Genomic DNA, 21,113 nt, shown 5'->3' with positions numbered 1-21,113 from the left:
AGTTGATGGTAGGAAAGGTGCCCGTGCAGGCTAACTAAAACGAAGGTGAAAGATGGGATAAGAATTTAGCGTCTACGCAAAACAATGACCTGGTTGCGTAGGGTTTGGTTTCGACGGAAGTTATCGTCGGCAATTAAGACAAGCGTCTGCTTCTGGTCGTCGGCCCAGGCCATTGCTTCGAGGTTGCAGACTGCATCCAGAAATTGCCTGTTGAAGTCGAACGCTAACTCCTTCGTTAATGTATGCGTAGCGGGGTTCTGAGTAGCCAGATACAGATTCGCTGTTACGCGTTTCTGGCTGGCATCATAACACCGTTCGAGTATGAGTAATCGTTGGTTATCAACGGCCAGAATTTCTGAAATACCGCCTAACCGCTCTTCGCCCTGTGCGAACGGGCAACGGTTAATCGGGTAGCGGTATCGCTCAACAACGGGGTCGGACAATAGCGGATTGGGGTAGTAAAAAAACGTGATTGTATCCTGATTCATACGGGTTTCGCCTTCCCATCCGGCTTCGGGAGCTACCCACAGTGCTCCCGAAGGGGTAACGGCTATTCCCTCAAGCCCTTTGTTCGGTCCCGGAAGCGGTAATTTCAGCAATATGTGTTTTGCGCTATCGCTGGGTGATTTGCCGTAGAACAAGGAGGTGACATATTCGTACTCGTCGGTCCAGAAATAAGTGCTGGTGCCGGCAGCATACCGAATGCTCTCGAACCAGAACGGTGTTTTTTCCTGACGTGTCAACCGGGAGACGTCGCCCAGGTCGCGAATACTGTGAATATTGTGGAAAATAAAATGCCAGCCCCGATCGCTAACCAGATGCCAGTCGCCGGTAGCGGGCACAATGTCAAGGCCAGAAATGCCGCGCAGGCTGTCGCGAACGAGCGGAATTGTTGTCGAGTCTCCTTCAAAGGTAAATTGTAGGCTCTGACTATGGCTAATTTTTCCGGTTACCAGAAAAAGGACAAGGAGAAGTAGCGTTCGCATAGTAAGTGGTCTTTCGCTGATAGCCGTGCCACGGTTAATAAGATCGTATACACAAACCACGGTCCGCCTTGCGACCGTCCGCGGCTGCGGTGGCACGGCTATCAGCGAAAGTCCTAAGTAAGTGGAAGAAACGCTAAAGTAGGTCAAATTAATTGAGGTTGAGACCATTTTTCAGTTGAAACGGTCAAGCTGGACCCGGATAGTGGTTAACCTGCTTTACTTGCTTTTGCTATAAGTCAGGAAAACAAAAAATCTGCGGGTCGAATAACTTACTTCGTCATTCAACCCGCAGATTTTAAATGTACTATACTATTTATTTCGTCAGCTTTTCGGTTACAACCCGTTCCAGATATTCCCGGATTGGCTGAATTTTGATCTGACTTAATACATCCTGAGAGAAGGCATAAAGCAATAAGGTCCGGGCTTCATCTTTCGGAATACCCCGCGACCGCATGTAAAACAGTGCTTCGTCGTTGAGCTGGCCAGTTGTGGTTCCGTGCGAACACTTTACATCGTCGGCAAAAATTTCCAGCTGTGGTTTCGTGTTCATCGATGCACCCAATGACAGTACGACGTTCTTGCAGGATTGATAAGCATTGGTTTTCTGCGCATCGGGACGAACGTAAATCTTACCATTAAACACGCCAGTGCTATTGTCATCCAGAATGCCTTTGTAGAGTTCATTGCTGTATGAGTTCGGCATCGCATGATCAACAAGCGTATGGTTGTCGATGTGCTGGCGACCATTGGGCATATACAGACCATACATGAATGCTTCTGCATGCTGACCATTCAGGACAATATTCAGGTTGTTCCGGACAAAGTTGCCATTGAGCGTCACTGTAGCCGAATAAAAATGACTATTGTCAGCCTGATTTACCTGCGTAGTACCAATGTGGTAGGCTTGCTGCGTTTCATCCTGCACTTTATAATACTGCATCCGGGCTTCGCGATCCAGCACAATTTCAGTCACTACGTTAACAAAACTGGAACGATCACCCAGCGTACGGAATGATTCAGCTACCATTACCTCCGCATTTTTTCCTAAAATAATAAGGTTACGGGGCTGAGATGCCACATTTTGGTCACGGGCATCGGTAATGAACCGTAAAATAATTGGCTGTTCAACTGTCTTATTGTCAGGAACACGGATCACGACGCCATCGTTGGCCAACGCTGTATTCAGGGCTGTAAATGCATTATCCTTATAATCGGCATAACGGGCAAAGTGAGTGCCAATCAGGCCAGGATCGGCCTTGATCGCTTCGGCAAAACTCGTAATCTGTACCTGTTCGGATGGGCTGACAATGCGCGAAAGTTTGGACTGATAGCGACCATTGATAAAGTACAGGATATTCCCGTCGAGATTCGGAATTTCGAGCGGAGCCAGATCATCTGCCGTCAGTGTCGTCGTACTATCAAGATCAAAAGCCTCTTTAAACAACCCACTGACATTGGAATATTTCCATTCCTCGTGGCGAATAGTCGGAAACCCCAGCAGATCGAACTGGTTCAAAGCCGCCCGACGAAGCTGATGCAACGGGGTTTTACTTTCCCCATTCATGCGCTCTTCGTTGGTTCGGAAAGCCGCCAGAAGCTGGTTCTTGAAATCGTTATATGATGCGTAAGAAGGATTCATCTTTTTAATTATAAATGATGACCGGGTCGCCGGAGCGATGATGAATGAAACGTGACGTCATTCATCATTTATAATTCATCATTGAATTTATACGGCTTCGGCTTTAATCCAGTCGTAACCTTTTTCTTCCAGTTCGAGTGCCAGTTCTTTCGGGCCTGATTTAACAATACGGCCTTTATACAATACGTGCACATAATCTGGAACGATGTAATCCAGCAAGCGTTGGTAGTGCGTTACAACGATCGTTGCCCGTTCCGGCGACCGAAGCTTATTGACACCGTCGGCTACAATACGCAAAGCATCAATATCCAGACCCGAATCGGTTTCGTCCAGAATCGCTAATTTGGGTTCGAGCATAGCCATCTGGAAGATTTCATTCCGCTTCTTTTCTCCGCCCGAAAAGCCCTCGTTCAGTGATCGGCTTAACAAAGACTGATCGATATTGACGAGCTTCATTTTCTCTTTCATCAGCTTCAGAAACTGCACGGCGTCGAGCGGTTCCTGTCCGCGATATTTACGGATCTCATTCATGGCCGTCTTCAGGAAGTTCGTTGTACTCACTCCCGGAATCTCGACTGGATACTGAAACGCCAGGAAAATTCCTTCGGCTGCCCGATCTTCGGGTGCCATCTCAAGAAGATCTTTACCGTCGAATAATACGCTGCCACCTGTTACTTCATAATCTTCACGACCGGCCAATACGGAAGCTAACGTACTCTTGCCTGCTCCGTTTGGACCCATAATCGCATGAACTTCACCGGCATTGACTTCAAGGTCGAGGCCTTTTAATATTTGTTTGTCGCCAATGGAGGCCTGTAAATTGCTGATCGATAACATAATAGAATATAGCGTGACGGCTAAATGAAGCCGCAAAGATAGCAGATGAAACAGTATCTGCTTTGTGGAGATAACAAAATCGGGTGCTTAAAAGTTGAGGGAGGTCAGGTTTATTGTAAACAGCCTGAATTCTTCCCAGTAGGCTAATCGTATTACTTCAGATATTTCTCCGCTGGCGCTAAAATAGTAGGTCGCGGAAAATCAATACCCTGGTAGCTGGCAGGGGCGTTTGGATCGCCACTGATGTATTTAGGAAGCTTGGGATAAGGATAGATCGGGCGTTGAAATCGTATGCCATTTGCCGGAACTCCGCCCGTAAAAGCGGTTGCCGTAAATTTATCCGGAGCAATACCCTGCTCAACCCACCGAATCAAGGCCGTCAGGACATCATGGTCGCTGTCCTGGGGAACATTGAGGGCCAGGTTTTGCCCGCAATCGTTTAAGCCTGGCCCCCCGCCACAGTGCGCCATTCCCGGTATCAAAAAGAAACGGAAAAAGTCGCCGGTTGGCTTCGTTCCACCCTGTGCCTTAATCACCCGCTCGTAGTAATTAACTGCATCCTGATAAGGAACCAGGGGGTCGGCGGTTCCCGAATACATCAAAATTTTCCCTCCACGTTTTTTCAGCGGCTCCAGATCAGGATTGTTTGCGTTGAGGATCGGTGCCAGTAAGGAATCCATTTTATCCTGATCCCGATCAAAATCAAACCGGGTATAATCGAAATTGGCCCCGAAGGTCCATTTGTATTGGTAAAAAAGGGAGGATGGAGCCTGATTGGGATTTTGCTGGTAATCAATTCCTGACGTGATGTTTTCGCTCCCGATGGGTAGCGGTGTGTAAATCCGTTCGCCCGTTCGGGGATTGGTCGGCCCGGCATAGATTTGTTTCAGTGCGGTCAGTTGGGCACTGGTGAGGCAAGTGCCATCGTCAGTGCCATTCGGGCATTTAGGGAGCGTTTCCGGATCGAACTTGCAGAGTCCTGGGTTGGTCAGAAAATTATCACCGGGTGCTCCACCATCCTTACCGGCACAGGCTTTGATAACGGCATTGGTGATCAATGCTATTTTCTCTTTTGGAAGGAATGCGCTACCTGGGACCTGGTTGGTTACCTTGTAGTTCCAGACAAAGCCCGTATGTAAATGAGTGCGATTGTTGGCAGGTGCTCCGGCCAGGATTCCATTATAATCGTCCGGATACCGCTGCGCTTCCATTAACGCTTGCTGGCCGCCCGTTGAGCAGCCTGCGAAGTAAGCGTGGTGAGCTGGTTTTTTATAGTAAGCCTGGGTGATCGCTTTGGCCGTCGTTGTCATCACGTGCGTGGCCCGGTGCCCAAAATCTGTCCATCGTTCGGGGTGGCCAACGGCTTCATTGGCGTTAGGGGAGGTGCCCATGTCGGTGTTGGTTGTGGCAAATCCGCGTTTTAACCCATTGGCCAGTGATCCGTAGGCAATCGCGCCTGCTCCTCCACCTGTACCTGTGCCCAGCAACCGTTCATTCCAGTTGGTTTGTGGTAACCATACTTCGATCCGAATCATTGATTCGGGTGTGGGTTTTAAGGTGGCGGCAACCCGGCAAAAAGCGGGCAGATTCGTGATTGCCTGCGTACTCCCTGGTGGCGTAAATGCTCCCGCATCGACACATTCAGTTGTTGTGATGGTTGCCCCTGGAAAGGCTATGTTGGCCAACTGTTGACAAGGGCAATCAACGGCTGGCCCTTTTGTTGGATTATTCTGGGCATTTAGATGGCTAATACACAGCAGTAAAAAGAGCGCTATAGCAAAGAGAGAATTTTTATAAATCATGTTAGAGAATAGTTTTCAACATAATGCAAGCCAAAGTCCTGTCAATCGTTTCGCAACGTCGTCTTTAGCGTTTCCAATACCGTTCCCGCAATTCGTTTTTGAGAATTTTTCCGGCTACGTTCTTCGGAAATTCATCGACTAGCATTACCGCAGCTATCTTCTGGTATCGGGCTTCTATGTTTTTATTCGCCCAGTCGGTTAGTTCAGTAATTGAGATTGTCGTGGTCAGCCGGATGGCCGCAACGGGTGTTTCGCCCCAATCGTCATGCGGGATACCAAATACGGCTACCTCGGCTACGGCCGGATGACGAATGATTATTTCTTCAATATCTTTCGGATAAACGTTTACCCCACCCGAAATAATGAGGTCTTTCTTACGACCCGCCAGGAAAAGGTACCCGTCCTGGTCCACATAGCCCAGATCTCCGGTGTAAAGCCAGCCGTTCCGAAGCGCTTCGTTGGTTAGAGCAGGTTTTTTATAATAGCCCGCCATCAGAAAAGGTGCCCGGCCAATGATTTCGCCAACTTCACCTGTTGGGCGTTCGTGTCCATCATCGTCCACGATTTTCATCTCCGAAAACCAGATCGGGCGCCCGACTGAGCCGGTTTTTTCGGCTGAAACGGTTTTATCCAGAACAGTAATGAAGCCTTCTGTTAACCCATATAACTCGTAAAAAGTATCCGGGAATCGACTGATCAATACCTCTTTCTGCTCATTCAGCAAAGGTGCCCCCACCGACAGAATGTATTCGATTGTGGGTAATGTATCGATGGTAAATTCTGGATAGTGCAGACATGAAGCGATTTGTGTAGGAACCAAAATGGTGTGTGTCACGCCCTCACTGGCTATAGTTCTGATCACTGACTGAGTTGTAAATTCTTTGAGCAATATGTACGTACAGCCAATGAACATGGCAGGCATAAACGTCAGCATTGCCCCGTTGAATACGATAGCCCCCGAGTGCATAATGGCACTTTCGGGCTTAATGCGGAAGGCGTTCGCAAAAAGAGACCCATACATGGAGCGGACAAAGTGGGAGTGCATAATGCCCTTGGGCGTTCCGGTTGTGCCGCTGCTGTACATAATATTATACAGATCATCACCAAGGAGGTCAGGCGAAGGCGGATCGGCAGGCGAAGCGGTTCTCCATAAAACAGCATACGACTGCCAGCCGGGTTGCTCTCCGTCGGTCAGCCAGTAGTTTTTAGCGGGAATCGTTAATTCGCTCCGAACTTCGTCGAGAAAGGGAGCGTGGGCAGTATCGGTCAGAACTACCGTTGAATCAGCATCATTAAGCAGGTTGATTAATCCGTTCCCTCGTAGCAGCGGGCTCATCGGAACCAGCACTGCGCCCAGTTTGGCTACGGCCCAGAACGCTTCATACAGTTCGCGGCTATTCGGTAATACGGTCGCTACCTTGTCGCCTTTGCCAATACCTGCTATCAGTAATGCATTAGCCATCCGGTTAACACTCTGGTTCAGGTCAGCAAACGTAAGGCGTATATCGCCAAAGACGAACGCCAGGTGGTTGGGCCGGAATTGAGCGTGCTGTGTCAGCCAATGATTAATGGTAAGCGGATACATTCAAATGTGTTTGACAACTGCTTTAGGATTTTACTCGTACATCAATTTTCTGGGCGCTACCAAAAGCTGCGAAGCGCCCAGAAAATTGAGTACGACTCGTTTTCCTCAAAGAGGCATTGTTAAAAGGATGTCGGGCAATAGCACGTAAAGCAGAGTACACCTGCTTATCTCCTGATTCAACAGCTAATTTTCCTCTTTCCGCAGGTAATGGCAATCTGCTTTTCCTTCCGACTAAAACTAGTGTGGTTGGGGCAAGTAAGCTACAGGTTCATGCCACCTGTTAGCTCAATGCGCTGGCCATTGACCCATTTGGCTTCTTCGCTGCACAGGAATGCGACTACGCCACCAATGTCGTCGGGCAGGCCAACGCGCCCCAGAGCCGTTATTCCAGCCACATACTCGCGTATGGCTGGGGTATCTTCCATAGCTCCACCGCCAAAAACAGCTCCGGGCGCTACCACATTGGCCGAAATACCTCGCCCGCCCAACTCAAGAGCCAGATACCGGGTAAATACGTCCACCGCCCCTTTCATGATCCCGTAAGCCGAGGCACCAGCGTAAGAATACCGCGTTACGCCAGAAGAGATGTTGATGATACGGCCGCCGTCGTGTAGCAAAGGCAATGCCTTTTGAGTTAGAAAGTAGACACCTTTAAGATGAATATTCATCATTTCGTCAAACTGGGCCTCCTTAGTGTCCGTAATAAGGGCCGAAAGGCTCGTCCCGGCATTGTTGATGAGAAAATCGAAACGGTCTGTTCCGAAGCTGGTTTGCAACGTTGAAACGACTTGTTGGAAAAAAGTGTCGAAAGTGCTGGTGTCGGCTGTGTTGAGGGGCAAAGCTACCGCTTTACGGCCAAGGGATTCTATTTCTGTTACAGTGGTTTGCGCTTCGACCTGATTGCTATGGTAGGTCAGTAGTACGTCGATTCCTTTTTGGGCCAGACTCAGGGCAATGTTTTTGCCGATACCCCGGCTCCCGCCGGTTACCAGTGCGATTTTGTCAGTTGTCATTTGGTTTCTCTTTTGCTTAAATTAAACAGCGCAAAAGTCCACCAATCCATGAGTTAGGTGTTTGTATCAGTCAATCCATTTTATGTATAATTCAAACTATTAACCTGCGAACGAAAAGCACCTGGAGCAAAGGATGTCTCCCGTTTGAAGAATTTGGCAAAGTGCGCAACATCCGCAAAACCAAGGCTGTCGGCAATGCTGGCGATGGTCCAGTCGGTATGGGTCAATAAGCCCTTCGCTTCCTGCACGATGCGCCCGGCAATAAGATCGGTGGTTGTGAGTCCAGTTGTTTCTTTAAGCACCTTGTTTAGGTGGTTGACATGAACTGCCAGGTGATCGGCATAGTCTATGGCTGTGCGTAGGCGTACTTGCTGCTGGGGGTTTTCGATTGGAAACTGCTGCTCCAATAATTCAATAAACAACGATGTCAGCCGGGCTGATGCATTGTGGTTAGGGTGCAGGGCCGTACTTGACTGTAACTTCTGGCCGATGTGAATCAATTGCAGTACGTAGGTACGCACCAGGTCATATTTATAGGCGTAATCAGAAGCCATTTCGGCATGAATCTGTTCAAAAATAGCCTGTACATGTAGAAAATCCGTTTCGGACAAGCTGTAGATCGGGTAACCCGGTGCCTTGAAAACGGGCAGTTCGTCCAGCAGGACACCGCTTTTGGTTGGCTGAAGAAACTCGGCTGTAAAGACACAGAACTGACCGGTTTGACGCCCTTCTGGTAACCAGTAAAAAGGAACTTTAGGCGTAGAGAAAATCAGCGTAGGCTGCGTGATTTCGATGGTGTCGTTAACATACTGGGCCTGGCTTCGGCCAGTCAGAAGGCTGATTTTGTAGAACGCACGGCAAGCATAGGGCAGTTCAGGTTTCTCGTGGGACGTCTGAGCGAGATCGGTCAGACTAAACACGTTAAAGTGCCCTACTTCCTGCTGGATATCGCTTGGCAGTAGGGCACTTAAATCAGTCGACAAACCGGTCGACAGTCGGTAACAAAGCTCTTCTAATGAGGTCGTATCCATGACTCCTGATCTTGTAAAAATCAAAGATACATAGAGAAGTCTCGTTTAGAAAAACATATGGATCAATATCGATCTGCTTTTAGAAGTCTACTCATTATTTGCTGATGCGCCCCGGTTCGCGGACATTGGCGCCTGTGCGTTTTTGTAAATCATCGCCCAAGTCCGCTCTGGCTTCTTCAGCTAGTTTCTCAAGTTTGGCGACCAGTTCGGGATGTTGTTCCCGAACATCATAGCGCTCGCCGGGATCGCGACGAAGATCATATAGACCGGCCGGAAATTCATGGGTCTCCGTACTGGGACCTGGCTTACCTCCCTGCCCCGGCAGAAATCCTTCATACGTTCGGCCGGGATGAGGAAACACTAGTTTCCAATCACCCTGTCGAACTGCTTCGAGGCTGTTTTTTCGGTAATAATAGTAGAAGTGGTCACGGGGCGTTACGGTGTTATCACCTTTTAACAATGCGATCCAGTCGACACCGTCAATTTGTTGTTTCGGTAAGCGTGCTCCACAGAGTTTTACCACCGTTGGCAGGACATCCATCGTTGTCAGCAACTTATTGCTCACCCGACCGGCGGGCACCACACCCGGCCAGCGAACCAGACAGGGAACCCGGTGTCCACCTTCAAATGATGTTCCTTTTCCTTCCCGGAAACCACCCGACGAGCCTGCATGGTCACCATAGTTCAGCCAGGGACCGTTGTCGCTGATAAAAATAACGAGGGTATTTTTATCAATCCCCTGTTGCTTCAGTTCACCTAGAATCTGACCAACGGACCAATCTAGTTCTGTCAATACGTCCCCGAAAATACCCCGGGTACTCTTTCCTTTAAATTTAGGAGAAGCGGCCAGTGGTACGTGCGGTAAGGGATGCGGTACGTATAGAAAGAATGGTTTTTTCTTATGATTCCGAATGAATGAAACCGCTCGCTCGGTAATCGTGCCTGTAATTTGGGAGGCATCGTCTAAATTTTTGATTTCCTGCTTAGGCTCATTGCCGTCTATCCACCGCAAAGCGGGATAGTTAGCCTGAGCCTGGGCGGGATGAAGCGGCCACATATCGTGCGAATAGGGGACACCATAATACTCATCGAAACCCTGTTGCAGCGGCAGAAACTGCTTATTGTCGCCCAGATGCCATTTGCCGAACATCCCTGTCGCATAGCCTTTTTCTTTAAGTAAATCGGCAAGTGTTTCCTCGTTCGGGTTGAGGCCAATGGGCGAATTGGGCCCGAGAGCTCCTGAAATTCCCAGACGATTGGGATAACAACCCGTGAGCAAAGCTGCCCGCGACGCGCTGCAAACGGCCTGAGCTGCCAGAAAGTTTGTAAAGCGTGTGCCTTCGGCGGCCATCCGATCAAGGTTCGGCGTGGTGTAGTCCAGCGCGCCTGTGCAGGACAAATCACCATAACCCAAATCATCCATGAAAAACAGGACAATGTTTGGCGGGGGCGTTGGAGCCGGTTTCATAATCCAGGCGCTGATTGACAGCCCAACGCCAATGGCTGTCAAGACACTCAAAAGAAGGCGAGACGAACGTTTCGAGATAAATACCATAGGAACTGTTAGTAAATAAATGCACTGTTTTAATTCAGGACTTTTGCATTGACATGGTTCTTCGCAAAAAATCTATCCAGCCAGGAAATCAATTAGCAGCTGTTATAGCTGTTTTCGGATTAACTATTTCCCATTCGTTGATGTGAGTAGGCACGTGCTCGCGGGCAACGATGGCATCAAACTGCCGGATCAAATCGGGGTGCTGAGTGGCTACATTGGTGCTTTCACTGACGTCTTTACTCAAATCATACAATTCCCAGGGGCCAGTCCGGTCTTTGCGTACATTGGTTTTTACGGCTTTCCAATTCCCCATCCGAATGGCCAGTTGACCTCCTTTTTCGGGGTATTCCCAGTAAAGAAACGGGTGTTTTTTCTGTGCACTGGATTGACTCATTAACGTTGGCAGAAACGAAATGCCATCGGTTACAAGCGGTTGTTTATAGCCAATCAGTTCGGCCAGCGTAGCCATCAGGTCGTATTGGACTGAAACGTGGTCGGTAACCTGACCTGCTTTTATTTTTCCGGGCCAGCGTGCCAGCATAGGTTCCCGAATGCCACCTTCATAGACATCCATTTTCAGACCCCGCAGCCCACCAACGCTGTTGAAATAAGCCGCTTCAACTCCACCGTTGAAGGTAGCTCCGTTGTCGCTCGAAAAGAGTACGATTGTGTTCTCATCTAGTTTTAACTCCTGTAACAACTGCATCAACTGGCCAATTTGCTTATCCATATACGTAATCATGGCTGCATAGGTAGCGCGTGGATAAGGCGTAGAGGCATATCCCTGCTGACCCAGATAGGGCTTATCATCAAACTTGCCTACGTATTCGTTGACCGCTGCTTCGGGTGCCTGCAGGGATACGTGTGGCGCAGTAAACGGCAGATAAAGAAAAAATGGGCCGTTTTTATTCTGTCGAATAAATGCCTGGGCTTTCTGCGCCATTTTATCGATGGCGTAGTCATTGCCACGATAATAGGCGAACGCTTCTGGTGTGGCCGTTTCGGGCGTCAACCGACGGTGTACATTGATGACCGGGTTGTTTAATCGGTCGGATTTACCATTTTCCCACAGATGTGTCGGGTAAAAATTATGCGCCTGTTTCTGATCCAGATAACCGTAGAAATAATCGAAGCCCTGCTCGTTCGGATTTCCTGTGGTGTTCGCCATGCCCATGCCCCATTTACCGATACAAGCCGTTTTGTAGCCCGACTGCTGCAACATTCGCCCAATTGTGAATGCTCCTGGATACAGCGGCATCTGACCACCTTCCAGCGAATCCGGAAAACCACCCATTTCGTAGTTACCCCGAATGTAGGAATGACCACTATGTTTGCCGGTCAGTAGCATACAGCGGGCGGGCGCACAAACGGGCATGCTTGTATAATGTTGCGTAAACCGGATTCCCTCCCGAGCGATCTGATCCAGATTGGGCGTCTGGATTTTCTGCTGGCCGTAGCAGCCCAATTCCGCATACCCCATGTCATCGGCGTAAATGTAAATGATGTTAGGTCGGGATGGAGGAGCCTGACGGGATGTGAAGGCCACCAATAACCATCCTGAAAGTGACAGAAACGACACACCTAACCAAATCAAACCGGGTCTTATCATGCCATAAGTCGTTTTAGAAAACTTCCCGAAAGGCCAACGCTTTCGGGAAGTTGGCTTATTACCAGCCGGGATTCTGTGAAAGCGTGGGGGTCAGATTCCGTTCCTTCTGCGGAATTGGCCACAGGTAATGCCGCGATTTGTCGAAGGTTCGGTTGACGGCCACAACCTCCACGGTTGTTAACGCCCCATTGGCTGCTTTGTAGGTAATGCCATAAACAGGCCCTGGTACAACAGTTTCGGCGATTTTCCACCGACGGATATCAAAAAGCCGTGCCCCTTCAAAGGCCAGTTCAACGGCTCTCTCCCGACGGACAATTGTACGCAATTCCGCCTGAGTAGCGGTACTGCTGATGGACGGTTGTTTTACATCGGTCCGGCCATTTCGGACGGTATTGATTGCTGTTAGTACGCTGGCATCCAGTTGATTCAATTCAATTTTAGCTTCGGCATATATCAACAGAATTTCGGCATATCGAAGTAAAATAATGTTGATACCGTTGTTGGCCGGGTTTGCGTAATCCTCTGCATTGACGTATTTCTTAATGTTAAATCCGGTCGTCGACGCAATGTATGTATTCCCGACGGCATCGGCGGTGCCACTAGTAGGTTCAGGGCGAAAGGTAATGCCACTCGGTAAGGGATCGCCCGTTAGAAAATTGGAAAACCGAAGCCGGGGATCACGGTTGGCATATGGATTGGCTGGGTCGTAGCCGCTTGATGGATCGGTTATTAGTTTACCCGCTGTAGTTTCGTACATATCGACCAGCGCTTTGGTCGGAACATAGGTACTATTGGCGCTTTTCTGACTGTAGGGGCCCAACAGACTAAAAGTGTTGACTGGGTAGGTATCTTTAATGAATTGCCGATCCAGCAGCACTTCCTTATTGTTTTCGGCTGCGTAGGAAAACAGTTTTTCATAACTGTCGTTCAAACCATAGATTCCCAGTTTCATGACCTGATCGGCAGCATCAGCAGCCTGCTGATAGCGGCCCGCCAGCAGGTTTGCCCGCGCCCGAAGGCCAATAGCGGCTCCTTTGGTAATCCGGCCTTTGTCGGCAGCCGCGTAGGTTGTTGGCAGGAGACCGGCGGCATCGCTAAGTTCTTTATCGACAAAATCCCATACCTGGGCAATGGGCGTTCGAGTCAGAGCGCGACTGTCGTCGAGTGAAATGGCGGTAGTGACTAACGGAACATCCCCAAAAAGACTGGCTAGTTTAAGGTATTGATAAGCCCGCAATGCTTTCGCTTCTCCTTTAAATTGATTGATGAGCGCGGTATTTGTGGTGACAACCTTATCGACATTCTCCAGAAAATAATTGCAGGCCCGAACTCCTTTGTAGGCTTTTGCCCATTCGCCGAAAACCTTCGAACTGGTTGCATCATACTGACCCAACTCCACATAAGCCTGTACGTCGAAAGGCTGGTTGGTATGGGCAATATCGGTCATGGCATCCCAACTGATAATGTTGGTGCTGTCGAGATCGGTATACAGCGAATTTGCCGCCAGCCGGGCATCGTTCTCGGTTTTCCAGAATAGGCTTTCCGACAAACGGTCGTTCGGAATGGTCTCTAATAGTTCCCGGTCGCAGGCGGTAAGGAGCAGGCCTGAGGCAACCAGTAAGAAAGAGAGGAGAATATGTGTTCGTTTCATGACTTTCGATGCGAGATGAGGTGGGTGAGGTTAGAATTGTAGATTGAGCCCGAGTGTATACAGCGCTGTTTGCGGATAATAAACCGCCCGGCCAGATCCGGCTTCCGGGTCCAGATTCCACTCATTCAACTTCGAAATAGTGAACACGTTTGTGGCCGACACGTAGGTCCGAATCCGGTTTAACCGCACCTTATTGGCAATGGCGGCTGGAAGCGAATAGGCCAGCTGAATATTCTTGAGCCGTACATACGATCCATCGATAATTAACCGATCGGAAGTGGCTACGTTCCGTAAATCAAACTTCAGCGGCCTTGGGAAACGGGCATCTGTATGATCGGGTGTCCAGTAATTATTGGTGTAAAGCGAGTGAGTAAAACCTTCCTGATTGCCCATTTCGGCTAAGGCACCTGCCAGGCGGGTATCGACTTTGGCTGCACCCTGGAATAACAGATTCAGTTCAACGTTCCGGAATGAGAAATTTGAATTAAGGCCAAATGTGAATTTAGGAAATGTATTACCAATGTTGGTCATATCATTGGCATCGATCTTGCCATCGCCATTGGCATCGATATACTTCACGTCACCGGGTTTGGTGTTGGCTGCATAGGTGGCCTTGTATTCGGTAATCTGTTGCTGCGTCTGAAATAAGCCATCGGTTCGGTAGCCCCACAGGGTGTTAATGGGCAGCCCAACGGCAATGATGTAGCGCGGATCAATATCCGAGCCTATAATGTATGGGCCCGTCCCTTTCAGGTCGATGACTTTGTTTTCGTTTATGCTGAAATTGCCGCCCAGATTATATTGAAAACCCGATGCATTTTTAGCCCCCCGGTAGTTCAGGCTAAACTCCCATCCTTTGTTTTCAACAGAACCGGCGTTTTGAGGAGGGGCAATTAGACCCACCGTGGCCGGAATATCCAGATTCAATAGAATATCGTTCGTGACTTTCCGGTAGTAGTCGACGGTCAAGTTCACGCGCCCTCGCAGAAAAGAGGCATCTAAGCCTAAATCAAGCTGAGTTGTCGACTCCCAGCCCAGATTTGTGTTGGCCAGCGTTGTCTGGCGATAGCCTTGTACGGCGGCTCCGTTAAAGTCATAACCACTGGCTGCGAGCGAGGCATAATAACTGTACAGATTCACCGACTGGTTGCCCGTTATGCCCCAGGAACCTCTCACCTTAAGGTCATTCACTGTTTTTTGCAGACCCTGCCAGAAATTCTCTTTTGAGAGACGCCAGCCAGCCGAGAACGAAGGGAAGAAACTATACTGTTTTTCGCCGGTAAACTTGGAAGAACCGTCGTAGCGGCCATTCACTTCAACCAGATATTTTCCGTTGTAATCGTAGTTGAGCCGCCCGAAATAAGATCGTAAGCCATAAAGCGCATCGTTTCCTGAATTGCTCTTTGTGCCATCATTCGCCCCCTGGCCAATCGATTGAATATCGTTGTTATAAAACCGTTCGCGGTAGGCGGTCAAAAAAGTCTGTGTATTCCCAATCTGCGAATAGCCCAGGAGCGCCTTGACATTGTGGTCGCCAAATCGGCGCTCATAGGTAAGCAGATTGATCAGGGTATACTCCCGCAACGTATTCCGTACTTCGTTCAGGGTATTATTCGCTACAGTTTTTGTTACGTTGGCATTCTTATCGAAGTTGACATATGAATTGCCAAAGTTCTTTTCCTGGGTAAAAAAGCCCCGTCCCGCAATCTGGGTCGAGAAGGTCAAGCCATCCGTGATTTCCCACTCGCCCTTGACATAACCCGCCAGATAATCGGTCGATCGCTTTGAATCACCACCAATTTCGGCATACATCAGGGGGTTATTCCCCTGGGTGCTTAAGCCATAGGTGCCATCGGCATATTTCGGGACGGCCCAGAGCGAACCATGCAGAAAGAAATTGACGGGATCAACGGTGGGCGCCTGTGAATAGTTGTAGCGGTAGTTAATATCCCCACTGACGCGCAGTTTTGGCGAAATCGTATAATCTGTATTCAAGCGAATCTCCCCGATTTTGCTACCATAATGCGTGATAATACCCGCCTGATCCTGATACCGCAGGCTCAACCGGGTCCGTATCGCTTCGTTGCCACCCGATACGGCCAGTGTATGATTCTGCTGCGGAGCGGAATGGAGAACGGTTTGGAACCAGGTATTGGGGAGTGGATATTTCTCGCGATCGGTAGCCGTGATATACGCCTGAATAGACTGTTCCGTAAAGCGGGCGGGTAGGGGTGATCCCGCGTTCGTATAGGCTGCTACCTGCATCCGCATGTAGTCTTCCAGACCCATCATGTGCGGTTTATTAATGGAATTCTGACTGGCATAATAGCCATTGTATTCAACCTGAACTTTGCTGCCTTTAGCCCGTTTGGTCGTCACCAGCACAACCCCATTTGTGGCCCGTGATCCGTAAATGGCGGTGGATGCGGCATCTTTTAAAATCGTAACTGTCTCAATATCATCTGGATTAATGTCAGCCAATCGCTGCTCAATGCCGTCGACGATCACCAAAGCATCATTCTTACTCATATCATAGCCACCGGTGCCGTTATTAGTGCCGGCTGTGTTGCTGATGCCGTTTATATTGAAAGTGGTTATGCCGCGAACGCGAATGGCTGTGTTGGAGCGGCCGGGCGATCCACCCTGGTCCAGTACCGTAACCCCCGGCAATTGCCCCTGTAATGACTGCTGGATATTGGAAACCGGCCGACGGGCAATTTCTTCCGCCCCAATCTGAGACACTGCATTGGTCAGGCTGTTGCGTTTCTGAGTGCCATAACCAACCACCACCACTTCGTCGAGCTGCTTATTGTCAGCGGCCAGTGAAATGTCCAGTCGACTGCGGCCATTCACGGGTACTTCCTGAGTCGCGAAACCAATACCCGAAAAAACCAGTATGGCATTGGCGGGCGCGTCAATCGAATACTTTCCGTTGGCGTCAGTACTGGTCCCTTTGGATGTATTCTTAATGACAACGTTAATGCCGGGTAATGTCTCCCCCGTTTGACTCTTCACGGTACCTGTAATGGGGTCTGCTGCAATTTCCGTTTTGATAACCGCCAGAACCGTAGTCGCTGATGTTTTGGCAGGGGCATCAGCCAGCGGATGCTGCTCCTGATTAGGCGATGACTCTGGAAGCTGATTGTCGAAAAAAGCCACTTTTTTAGCTTTCTTTTCGCCCAGAACCAGATACGAATTGCTGTTTACTTTTTTGTAGTGTAAACCCAGCGGTCGCAACAGGCTTTCCAGGTTTTTTTCGAGCGTTTTTTTCGAACTGAGAGTTTCTGGTAAAACAGAAATTCCTTCTACCGTCCGCAGTTCAAACATAATATTGACGCCATACTGAGTTTTTAAGTCATTGAGCACATCTTTTAGCTGACGGCTAGAGACTCTGGTATCGTCAGATTGCTTCTGCTGAACATGACTGGCCAGTGCAATCGACTGCGACCAGCCTGGTTGAAGCCCGACAAGCAATAACATTGACAGTAGGCTTACATGGGAGACTTTTCGTAAAAGATTTGTCATCAGAGTAAAAGTAGAAAATGGATTAGTGGTCCATAAACTGGACATGATCGGATGGGTAACAGATCGCTCATAAATTGAACGTATCCTGGCAACGGGCTACCCTATTCGGTAAAGAAGAACATCGTAGAGAACACAACGAAATTGGCGACAGCACAGTAGTACTATTAATTGGTGGGCAAAGTTTTGTAAGCGATTTTTCTTTTCCAAGAAAAAGTTAAAAAATTGACAATCAGGAGTTTGTCTAATAGTCTATCGAGTATGACTGTTATTTGCAGGCTGATTGGCGCATTGAAAATGCATCTCGATGAGCCTAAAGGCTTTACATGGATTTCCCTATTTGTCCTTGATTTGAACATGATTACCCTGCCGGATAACATTGATGTCTAACAGTTCGGAAATGGACAGCAAAAGCTGATCGACATTGTCGGCGCGAAACGAACCCATGAGTACCCGCCCGGCCAGTTCCTTATCGGTAATGTCGACCTGCAATCCGTAATTTTCTTCGAGCAGATAGGCCACTTCTTCTAAAGTGGCTTCCTCGAATACAAATCGCTTCTCCTCGCTGGCAGGATTGACCCAGGCCGGGTGCAATTGAGATTGCTTCAGGGTTTTCAGGGCAAGGTGGTTCTGTGGATCGAGTGTCACCAGATCACCCGGCTTCATCGTTACCTGTTTTTCCGTTCTTCCTTCCTGATACTGAAGCTGAACTTTGCCCTTATTCAGCACCACTTTAGCTCTGCGTTTTCGCGCAAAAACAGTAAACTCGGTACCCAGCACGACTACTTCAAAATTCTTCGCTGTTTTCACGATAAACTTCTGTGAATCGGGCGAATGCGTAACGGAGAAATTGGCCTCGCCCGTGAGCAGCACTTCGCGGGTTTTGTGGCCAAATCCCCACCGGGGAACCCGCAACGAGGAGTTCGCATTGAGCCTGACAACGCTTCCATCGGGCAAATTGAGCGAACGGGTTTCTCCCAACGCTGTTTCGTAGGTTTGATACAGAATCTGATTACGAAACAGGATCAGGCCAATACTAAGCAGGAGTAGGGTAGAGGCCGCTACCAGCCAATGCCCTCTGCCCCAACGATTTGAAACCGACAGGCCGGGCGTATGCGTAGGTGTATTGGCTTCTTCTACATGTGGGTTCTCTTCTAAAAAAGTGGTATATCGGTGAAGGGTTAATTCCGGCTTAGTCAAATATTGAGGGTTCCTGTTTTCCCACTCTTCCAGCCATTCGTAGTATTGTTCTTCATTGGCTTTTTCGCGAAGCCAATGCGCAATCAGTTCGCGTTGGAGGGGAGAGGATTTTCGGGCGAAGTGATTAAATATCAGCTCTTTATTGATTTCTGATTCCATGGCGTGTATCCGGTTGATGATTGATCGATAGCTTTTGGCAAACTGCCCTGTCAGAAATTAGAATGGGAGCAGACGCCAGACGGCCACTATAACCAGGAGCCAGTGGTCTTTTAATCCTTTTCTGACAATACTGAGGGCTTTGACAATGTGGACCTCAACGGTTTTTATAGAGATGCCTAATTCCGTGGCAATGTCCTGGTATTTCCGGCCTTCAAATCGGCTCAGTAAGAACACTTTGCGGCACTGGGGTGGCAGGGATTCGACCAGATCTTCGATGCGGTGAACGACTTCTTCGTACTGAAGAACCTGGTCGGGGCGCTGGCTGAACTGCCCTTCCTGTGTCTCTGCCGTTTCTATATTGTCCAGCTCCTGAAATTCTAATCGGAGGTAGTTGTAGGCTTCGTTACGAACGCTGCGAAACAAATAATAACGGAACGACGACGTAACGCTTTCGTAGGCTTTGGTTTTCCAGAATTTACAGAATACGTCACTGACCAGATCTTCCGCCGTCTCTTTTGAATACACAAACCGTACGGCATGACTGCACAGGGCCTGATGATATCGACGAAAAAGCAGTTCGCATCCCCGTTGAGGACTTTCGGCAAAGGCTCGCCGAATAAAGAGTTCAGTATCGTTACGATCCGGTGTCGCGTCCATGGGCTCGACATTTGGGTTGGACGAATGCCGAATGGTAATGTTTGCCTGATTTTGTTGATCCAAATCGATCAGTGGACGAATTTGCATAGCCTGTGACTAATTTAACGAGTCGCCAAAAAGTCAATCGTATACTATACAAGACAACATTTTTTTAAAACCCCCTTAGTGGATTTTAAATTTTTCTAAAATAAACCCAAAAAAGTGTGTAATCTGACAGTGTAGCCCATTTTGTTTCTTTCCCAGAATTGGCACCTACGCAGTTTGGTAGTTGATGGGATTGCCAAATTGGTAAGCCATTTCGGACATTTCTCCTATAAGCAAACGGCCTATACTAAAAAAGCATAGGCCGTCGATCATGAAGAAATAAAACGACTTAACGGGTGCATATTGACCTCTATTACTAGTCAATCATCGACTGGTAAAGAGAAGGTAACTAGCCTTATTTCAGGAAAATCTCATCGTTGTCGGTCAGAAACATTCGGGTGCTTTCAGTGTATGTACCGCCCGTTGGTACTTTATACTTCAAATCAATGTAAAACGCCCGGTAACCCGATGCCGGATAGGCTTCGCTTACCGAAAAGCTTCCTTTATTTTTGATACCCAGGCTTTTGCCTTCCCATTTTTCATCCTGGAAAATCATGTCGGTAGAATTCGCTGACCAGATCGTAACGTCTTCCAGCTTGTCAGATGTGGCGGTTATTGTGAGGTCTACGCCTTTTTTTGTCGTGGATACGGCCCATTGGCAGGCCGGATAAGGTTGTTTGGCCAGGGTGTTTCCAAAAAAAGCGCTCAGCGCTTCCAGCGCCTGCCGCTTGTCGCCCAGATCGTGGCCCACATTAGGAACGTAATGAATAAAATTTTCTCCGGGAATCTGGCCAATATAATGCTTCACCGCATCGACAGTCCAGTACTCATCGTTGGTCCCCATAAACAGCATTTTCGGCATGGTTAACTTTTTTCGGTATGAGTAAGGGTCGATCATCTCGGTAACCGCACTGCCTTCTTTACTGTGAACCGTTTGTGGAATACCCAGCTTTACATAGTCTTCAATTTGTTCACTGTATTTATTCCAGATTTTCATCTGATAGTCGAGATTGACCGGCATATTCAGAACGTCGATCACCATTGGGGCAATAGCAACGGCCCGTTTGTCACTCGCACCCGTTAGCCAGGTGGTCCAGCCGCGTTTGGAAGCTCCCGAAACCACAAAGCGATTCACGTCTTTATGAAGCGTCTCTTTGGCTAGAGCCTGCACGGCATCCATAGCCCGAACGGCACTTTTTACCATCGGGAAAAGTAAAGGCCAGGAATAGTCACCGTCTTTTTTAAACTGATGCAGAGTGTAAGAGATCAGGGCATCTTCTTTAAGATCATCGTATAACGGCTGATTGGGCGTCTGCCGAAGAACGGCTACGATCGCATTGTTTTTTGTGGCTGCCATACTCATTGCCCGGTTGAACGTGTCTTCCCGGCCATTCCAGCGTGGTTCGCCATCTTTAATCGATCCGCCGGTAATGAACAGCAAGGCGCCATCGTATTTTACCTCTTTCGGAACGAGTACAGTCAATTGATGCTTCCAGGTGTATTCGCGCCATTTTTGGGAGGTTAACAATACCTCATACGCCGTAATGTCGCCGTAGCTATACGTATCTTTAACTTCCCACTTAAATGCCTTGTCGCCATTATTCAGATAGCTATCCAGGGCGGTTGACGGCGTTATTCCATCAACCGGTTTCGGAAGATCAAAGGAGAAAAGTGTACTAATGCTGATGACGGCAACAAGGGCAAGCGTTTTTAACAGGTACTTTTTCATTGATTGCTAGGGTTTACTGTGACGACCAACCAAATCAACCCAATAAGGTCTTTG

The 21,113-nt window shown here is 48.6% G+C and carries 14 protein-coding genes; all 14 read right to left on the bottom strand.

Annotation, left to right across the window (positions count from 1 at the left end):
- Window positions 1–65: 65 nt before the first annotated feature.
- On the bottom strand, window positions 66–986 hold the full coding sequence (locus tag G8759_RS32980) for an esterase-like activity of phytase family protein (protein ID WP_167217636.1): 921 nt from the start codon (window positions 984–986) through the stop codon (window positions 66–68).
- Window positions 987–1,299: 313 nt separating this feature from the next.
- Window positions 1,300–2,625 carry a Fe-S cluster assembly protein SufD gene (gene sufD / locus G8759_RS32975; RefSeq protein ID WP_167217634.1) on the bottom strand — a complete coding sequence of 442 codons (1,326 nt, stop codon included), beginning with the start codon at window positions 2,623–2,625 and terminating at the stop codon, window positions 1,300–1,302.
- 87 nt (window positions 2,626–2,712) lie between these two features.
- Window positions 2,713–3,462: a Fe-S cluster assembly ATPase SufC gene (sufC, locus tag G8759_RS32970; protein ID WP_162389194.1), complete on the bottom strand. Its 750-nt coding sequence runs from the start codon at window positions 3,460–3,462 to the stop codon at window positions 2,713–2,715.
- Between the two features lie 152 nt (window positions 3,463–3,614).
- The gene (locus G8759_RS32965) at window positions 3,615–5,264 is read right to left on the bottom strand and encodes a tannase/feruloyl esterase family alpha/beta hydrolase (RefSeq protein ID WP_167217632.1); all 1,650 of its coding nucleotides are present in this window, start codon (window positions 5,262–5,264) and stop codon (window positions 3,615–3,617) included.
- A gap of 64 nt (window positions 5,265–5,328) precedes the next feature.
- A complete protein-coding gene (locus G8759_RS32960) occupies window positions 5,329–6,849 on the bottom strand; it encodes a class I adenylate-forming enzyme family protein (protein WP_167217630.1) in 1,521 nt (506 codons plus the stop codon).
- Window positions 6,850–7,109: 260 nt separating this feature from the next.
- Entirely contained in the window at window positions 7,110–7,862 is a 753-nt protein-coding gene (locus G8759_RS32955; protein ID WP_167217628.1) for an SDR family NAD(P)-dependent oxidoreductase, read from the bottom strand.
- 80 nt (window positions 7,863–7,942) lie between these two features.
- Window positions 7,943–8,893: a helix-turn-helix domain-containing protein gene (locus tag G8759_RS32950; protein WP_167217626.1), complete on the bottom strand. Its 951-nt coding sequence runs from the start codon at window positions 8,891–8,893 to the stop codon at window positions 7,943–7,945.
- Between the two features lie 94 nt (window positions 8,894–8,987).
- Window positions 8,988–10,448, bottom strand: a complete 1,461-nt coding sequence (locus G8759_RS32945; RefSeq protein ID WP_167217624.1) for a sulfatase family protein — start codon at window positions 10,446–10,448, stop codon at window positions 8,988–8,990.
- An 88-nt stretch (window positions 10,449–10,536) separates the two neighbouring features.
- Entirely contained in the window at window positions 10,537–12,057 is a 1,521-nt protein-coding gene (locus G8759_RS32940; RefSeq protein ID WP_167217622.1) for an arylsulfatase, read from the bottom strand.
- Between the two features lie 58 nt (window positions 12,058–12,115).
- The gene (locus tag G8759_RS32935; protein WP_167217620.1) at window positions 12,116–13,708 is read right to left on the bottom strand and encodes a RagB/SusD family nutrient uptake outer membrane protein; all 1,593 of its coding nucleotides are present in this window, start codon (window positions 13,706–13,708) and stop codon (window positions 12,116–12,118) included.
- 30 nt (window positions 13,709–13,738) lie between these two features.
- The gene (locus G8759_RS32930) at window positions 13,739–17,233 is read right to left on the bottom strand and encodes a SusC/RagA family TonB-linked outer membrane protein (protein ID WP_167217618.1); all 3,495 of its coding nucleotides are present in this window, start codon (window positions 17,231–17,233) and stop codon (window positions 13,739–13,741) included.
- A 333-nt stretch (window positions 17,234–17,566) separates the two neighbouring features.
- Entirely contained in the window at window positions 17,567–18,589 is a 1,023-nt protein-coding gene (locus tag G8759_RS32925; protein ID WP_167217616.1) for a FecR family protein, read from the bottom strand.
- 57 nt (window positions 18,590–18,646) lie between these two features.
- Window positions 18,647–19,333: an RNA polymerase sigma-70 factor gene (locus G8759_RS32920; RefSeq protein ID WP_167217614.1), complete on the bottom strand. Its 687-nt coding sequence runs from the start codon at window positions 19,331–19,333 to the stop codon at window positions 18,647–18,649.
- A gap of 352 nt (window positions 19,334–19,685) precedes the next feature.
- Complete coding sequence (locus G8759_RS32915; RefSeq protein ID WP_167217612.1) at window positions 19,686–21,059, bottom strand: PhoPQ-activated pathogenicity-related family protein; 1,374 nt, start codon at window positions 21,057–21,059, stop codon at window positions 19,686–19,688.
- Window positions 21,060–21,113 lie beyond the last annotated feature (54 nt).

This window comes from Spirosoma aureum, assembly GCF_011604685.1.
GTDB classification, from domain to species: domain Bacteria; phylum Bacteroidota; class Bacteroidia; order Cytophagales; family Spirosomataceae; genus Spirosoma; species Spirosoma aureum.
The sequence above is the reverse complement of the archived record's forward strand: the minus strand, read 5'-3'. Positions and strand labels throughout refer to the sequence as shown.

Excerpts from the sequence above, each read along its gene's own strand:
- G8759_RS32925 (WP_167217616.1), bottom strand. The coding sequence starts at position 18,589 with ATGGAATCAGAAATCAATAAAGAGCTGATATTTAATCACTTCGCCCGA.
- G8759_RS32960 (WP_167217630.1), bottom strand. The coding sequence starts at position 6,849 with ATGTATCCGCTTACCATTAATCATTGGCTGACACAGCACGCTCAATTC.
- G8759_RS32940 (WP_167217622.1), bottom strand. The coding sequence starts at position 12,057 with ATGATAAGACCCGGTTTGATTTGGTTAGGTGTGTCGTTTCTGTCACTT.
- G8759_RS32915 (WP_167217612.1), bottom strand. The coding sequence starts at position 21,059 with ATGAAAAAGTACCTGTTAAAAACGCTTGCCCTTGTTGCCGTCATCAGC.
- G8759_RS32920 (WP_167217614.1), bottom strand. The coding sequence starts at position 19,333 with ATGCAAATTCGTCCACTGATCGATTTGGATCAACAAAATCAGGCAAAC.
- G8759_RS32980 (WP_167217636.1), bottom strand. The coding sequence starts at position 986 with ATGCGAACGCTACTTCTCCTTGTCCTTTTTCTGGTAACCGGAAAAATT.
- G8759_RS32935 (WP_167217620.1), bottom strand. The coding sequence starts at position 13,708 with ATGAAACGAACACATATTCTCCTCTCTTTCTTACTGGTTGCCTCAGGC.
- G8759_RS32950 (WP_167217626.1), bottom strand. The coding sequence starts at position 8,893 with ATGGATACGACCTCATTAGAAGAGCTTTGTTACCGACTGTCGACCGGT.
- sufC (WP_162389194.1), bottom strand. The coding sequence starts at position 3,462 with ATGTTATCGATCAGCAATTTACAGGCCTCCATTGGCGACAAACAAATA.
- G8759_RS32945 (WP_167217624.1), bottom strand. The coding sequence starts at position 10,448 with ATGGTATTTATCTCGAAACGTTCGTCTCGCCTTCTTTTGAGTGTCTTG.
- G8759_RS32930 (WP_167217618.1), bottom strand. The coding sequence starts at position 17,233 with ATGACAAATCTTTTACGAAAAGTCTCCCATGTAAGCCTACTGTCAATG.
- G8759_RS32955 (WP_167217628.1), bottom strand. The coding sequence starts at position 7,862 with ATGACAACTGACAAAATCGCACTGGTAACCGGCGGGAGCCGGGGTATC.
- G8759_RS32965 (WP_167217632.1), bottom strand. The coding sequence starts at position 5,264 with ATGATTTATAAAAATTCTCTCTTTGCTATAGCGCTCTTTTTACTGCTG.
- sufD (WP_167217634.1), bottom strand. The coding sequence starts at position 2,625 with ATGAATCCTTCTTACGCATCATATAACGATTTCAAGAACCAGCTTCTG.